The sequence below is a fragment of the Aliidiomarina sp. genome, from assembly GCF_047920995.1.
Taxonomy (GTDB): domain Bacteria; phylum Pseudomonadota; class Gammaproteobacteria; order Enterobacterales; family Alteromonadaceae; genus Aliidiomarina.
The window spans coordinates 1-4,489 of the sequence record NZ_JBLRWZ010000061.1 but is presented as its reverse complement, the minus strand read 5'-3'; the positions used below and the strand labels follow the sequence as shown (position 1 = coordinate 4,489).

Annotated in this window: 5 protein-coding genes and 1 pseudogene; all 6 read right to left on the bottom strand. The window is 45.9% G+C overall.

Annotated elements, in window-relative coordinates; translation table 11 throughout:
- Window positions 1-129 (bottom strand): annotated as a pseudogene (locus ACNA7P_RS10920) (lipopolysaccharide assembly protein LapB); the annotation flags it as partial.
- A 25-nt stretch (window positions 130-154) separates the two neighbouring features.
- Window positions 155-442 (bottom strand): lipopolysaccharide assembly protein LapA domain-containing protein, encoded by a 288-nt coding sequence (locus ACNA7P_RS10915; protein WP_416258655.1) that lies wholly within the window; start codon window positions 440-442, stop codon window positions 155-157.
- Between the two features lie 83 nt (window positions 443-525).
- Window positions 526-816, bottom strand: a complete 291-nt coding sequence (locus ACNA7P_RS10910; protein ID WP_416258654.1) for an integration host factor subunit beta — start codon at window positions 814-816, stop codon at window positions 526-528.
- Window positions 817-898: 82 nt separating this feature from the next.
- Window positions 899-2,572 (bottom strand): 30S ribosomal protein S1, encoded by a 1,674-nt coding sequence (gene rpsA, locus ACNA7P_RS10905; protein WP_416258653.1) that lies wholly within the window; start codon window positions 2,570-2,572, stop codon window positions 899-901.
- A gap of 129 nt (window positions 2,573-2,701) precedes the next feature.
- Window positions 2,702-3,394 (bottom strand): (d)CMP kinase, encoded by a 693-nt coding sequence (gene cmk / locus ACNA7P_RS10900; protein WP_416258656.1) that lies wholly within the window; start codon window positions 3,392-3,394, stop codon window positions 2,702-2,704.
- Window positions 3,395-3,509: 115 nt separating this feature from the next.
- The coding region (gene aroA, locus ACNA7P_RS10895; RefSeq protein ID WP_416258652.1) for a 3-phosphoshikimate 1-carboxyvinyltransferase at window positions 3,510-4,489 on the bottom strand (980 nt) is incomplete at its 5' end.

Here is a 4,489-nt window from a genome sequence, read left to right as displayed (position 1 = left end):
GATACCGGTTACGTAGTTCCGCGAGAACTCTTCTTGCTCTTTTCGTTGTTCTGCACGAACGCTATTTCGGCCCATGAACCAACCATAGGCTGCAGCGATTGGTAGTAACAGAAACAGTAACTCGAGCATTGTATTAGGTTTCCTTCCTTATACTCTATACTTTGCGATTGGTATCATTCTCAGCCTGAAGCTTACTCAGCTGACGCACCACTTTTTTTAACCGTCTGTTTTGCCAGCGCAGCTTTACGTAATCTAAGCTAACAACCACTAAACCTAGCACAAAGCCCACTAATAGTGTGCCAGCCAGAATCGTAGCCATGGATACTTCTGCTTGCATCACCAGTAGGTTGATAGATGCCTCTTGAGCATTATACTTCCCTAACACGAACGCAATTAGAAACAGGAGTAAAATGGGTATTAAACCAAGTAGAAATCGGGCCATACAGCGTTCCTTTCCCTTAAGAAAATAAAAAAGGCATGCCATTATAGCATGCCTTTTCAAGAAACAGAGTTAAAACCAAGCAGTTACACCTGTACTGCTGCGTTCACCCGTTCGCGGAGCGCTTTTCCAGGTTTGAAGTGAGGCACATACTTGCCCCCCAAATCTACCTTTTCTCCCGTTTTCGGGTTGCGCCCTACACGTGGTTTGCGAAAGTGTAGCGAGAAGCTACCAAATCCGCGAATTTCAATTCGGCTACCATCAGCAAGGCTATGCACCATTACCTCAAGTATTTCCCGAACACCACGCTCAACGTCTTTAGGTTGCAGCTCTGGCTGCCTGTGAATCAGTTTTTCAATCAGTTCAGACTTCGTCATAACAGATCCTTAATGCTGATAACATAACAGCCAGCAACACATTCGTGTTTAACACTACAGGTTACTAAGTTCCAACGATTTATTAATCGTCAGTTTTAGCTGCTTTAAATGCTTCTGCCATTGCGCTACTAAACGCAGCTTCATCAGCGGTGTTAACTGTTTCCATTGCGGCTTTCTCTTCCGCTTCATCTTTCGCTTTAATCGAAAGGCTGATTACGCGGTTCTTACGGTCGATACCCACATAACGGGCTTCAACTTCATCACCAACGCTTAGTACAGTTGATGCATCTTCAATACGCTCACGCGCAATATCAGAAGCACGAACATAACCTTCAACACCATCAGCTAGCTTAATCATTGCGCCTTTGGCGTCAACTTCAGAAACAGTACCTTTAACAATAGCACCCTTCTTAATAGCTGCAAGGAAGTTGTTCACTGGATCTTCAGAAATCTGCTTAATACCCAGAGAGATACGCTCACGTTCTGCGTCTACTTGCAGAACTACCGCTTCAACTTCATCACCTTTCTTGTATTCGCGTACGGCTTCTTCGCCAGCAGCATTCCAAGAAATATCTGATAAGTGAACCAAACCATCGATGTTGCCATCAAGACCAATGAAGATACCAAAATCAGTGATAGATTTAATCTTACCGCTAACTTTATCGCCCTTCTGGAAGCCTTTTGCAAACTCTTCCCATGGGTTAGGTTTACATTGCTTGATACCAAGAGAAATACGACGACGCTCTTCATCAATTTCAAGAACCATAACTTCCACAACGTCATCTAAGTTAACAATCTTAGATGGGTGAACGTTTTTGTTGGTCCAATCCATTTCTGATACGTGTACTAGGCCCTCAACGCCCTCTTCTAACTCAACGAAACAACCGTAATCAGTAAGGTTAGTTACGCGGCCAGAAAGAGTTGAGTTCTCTGGGTAACGAGCAGAAATATCGCTCCAAGGATCTTCGCCAAGCTGTTTCAAACCAAGTGAAACACGCGTGCGATCACGATCAAACTTAAGAACTTTACAGTTAATTTCGTCGCCAACATTCACGATTTCGCTTGGGTGCTTAACACGTTTCCAAGCCATATCAGTGATGTGCAACAAGCCATCTACGCCGCCCAAATCAACGAACGCGCCGTAGTCAGTAAGGTTCTTAACGATACCTTTAACTTCTTGGCCTTCTTGTAAGTTTTCAAGCAATTCATCACGCTCAGCGCTATTTTCTTTCTCGATAACTGCACGACGAGAAACAACAACGTTATTGCGTTTTTGATCAAGCTTGATAACTTTGAATTCTAAGTCACGGTTTTCTAAGTGAGCAGTGTCACGAATAGGACGCACATCTACCAAAGAACCAGGTAAGAACGCACGAACACCGTTTAGATCAACAGTGAAGCCGCCTTTAACTTTACCGCTAATAATACCGATAACAGTTTCTTCGTTTTCATGTGCTGCTTCAAGTTGCAACCATGCTTCAAAACGCTTCGCTTTTTCACGAGAAAGGATCGTTTCACCGAAACCATCTTCTACCGCATCTAAAGCTACTTCCACTACGTCGCCAACAGCGATTTCGAGAACACCTTCATGATTCATGAACTGTTCAGCTGGAATAGCACTTTCAGATTTAAGACCCGCGTCTACCAGTACCAAGTTGTTCTCGATGGCAACAACAGTGCCTTTTACGATAGAGCCTGGACGGGTTTCGACTTCTTTGAGGCTTTCCTCAAATAATTGCGCAAAATTTTCAGTCATAGGTTTAGTTAACTTCGTTTAATAGACATCCACACGAAAATCCATATCGGCGGGGTTGTTTAACATTATCAGCGAAATCCTTTCCGCCGACCGTTGAATGGCAATGCCTAAGCACTACTCTTCAATTTGTTACGCTCTCGCTGCTAATCGGCTGTGGGCGTAGCGCAGCACCTGCTCTAGCACTTCATCGATCGTTAGCGAAGTTGAATCTAGAATTAGCGAATCCTCCGCTGGCTTCAATGGCGCAACGGAGCGATTTGTATCGCGTTCATCTCGATCGCGAATCTCTTCAATTAACGTGTCTATACTAGCATCAAAGCCCTTTTCCTGCAATTGCAAGAAACGGCGACGTGCGCGTTCTTCAGCACTTGCGGTAAGGAAAACTTTGGCTTCGGCATCAGGAAATACTACAGTGCCCATATCGCGGCCGTCTGCAACCAAGCCCGGCATATCGCGGAACCCACGTTGCCGGCGCAAAAGCGCGTCGCGTACTCGCGGTAGAGCCGCTATTTTCGAGGCGGTAGTGCCTACCTGTTCGGTACGGATAGTAACGGTAATATCTTCGCCTTCTAAAATCACATGCGTTAAGCCTGTTTCTTCTTTCGGCACAAACTCAACATCTAAATCTGTTGCTAATGCCACCAAGCTCTCTTCGTCTTCTGGAGAAAAGTCATGGTGCATGGCAGCAATTGCTAAAACTCGGTAAATTGCACCGCTATCGAGCAAATGCCAACCTAGTTTATCGGCCAGCAATCGGCATAACGTACCCTTCCCTGAGCCACCTGGCCCATCGATGGTTATCACTGGAGCTTGTTCAACAATAGGCGGAAGCTTATTTGCTGCACTGCTACTTGAATCGATATCGGACATGCCAACCTCTTAACGCGTTAAAAATTTTAAGCGCGCAAATTATACAGAAAAGGCAGCGAATTGCACTTTAATTGCTGTGAACTATCGCTGAAAGATCAGAAAAGAAGTGTGGATAGGTTTTTCGGCAGCAATTCGGATCTTCAATGCTTACTCCATTTTTTGCGAACGTAAGCAGCGCAAAACACATGGCCATGCGATGATCATCATACGTGGCAATTTGCGCATGCTGAATATCTACCGGCGGTGTAATACGCAGCCAATCTTCGCCTTCTTTTACTTCTGCACCAGTTTTTCGCAGCTCAGTGGCCATTGCATGCAGGCGATCCGTTTCTTTCAACCGCCAATTAGCAACGTTGCGAATTTCAGTAATACCTGTGGCAAAAAGCGCGGTTGTAGCTATGGTCATTGCCGCATCAGGAATATGATTTAAATCGAAAATCCCCCCTTGCAAACCATTCGCACCTGCACTTACCGAAATGCTACGAGGCTGCCATTCCACATGAGCGCCCATAGTGGTTAATACTTCGGCAAACTGCTTATCGCCTTGTAAGCTCTCGGTACCCACGCCATGCACCGTTACTGGCCCACCAGCAATTGCACCAGCGGCTAAAAAATAGGACGCAGACGACGCATCACCTTCAATCCAATACTGCTTTGGTGAACGATAGTGTTGTTTGCCTACAACCCGAAAAACGCGCTGTTCCGGCCGTTCAACAGTAACCCCAAAGGCGCCCATCATAGCAACGGTAAGGGCGATGTATGGTTCTGAAACGATTTCACCGGTTAAGCTGAGCTGAGCATCTTCACCCAAGAACGGCAATAGCATGAGTAGCGCACTCACATATTGGCTCGACATGCTGCCATCAATCGTGAGCTGGTTCGTTAAGGTGTTGTAGGCGTTGCTCTGTAAGGTATTCTGCAAGGCTGATGCCTTAGGTTCTGAACTGTTGGCCGCCATTGTAGTACAGCGTGCACCAATAATCCGCAGTGGTGGGTAGCTAGGTTCTTGTAGATACTCAATACGCGCACCCGCCTCTTGCAGGGCAG

Excerpts from the sequence above, each read along its gene's own strand:
- ACNA7P_RS10915 (WP_416258655.1), bottom strand. The coding sequence starts at position 442 with ATGGCCCGATTTCTACTTGGTTTAATACCCATTTTACTCCTGTTTCTA.
- ACNA7P_RS10910 (WP_416258654.1), bottom strand. The coding sequence starts at position 816 with ATGACGAAGTCTGAACTGATTGAAAAACTGATTCACAGGCAGCCAGAG.
- rpsA (WP_416258653.1), bottom strand. The coding sequence starts at position 2,572 with ATGACTGAAAATTTTGCGCAATTATTTGAGGAAAGCCTCAAAGAAGTC.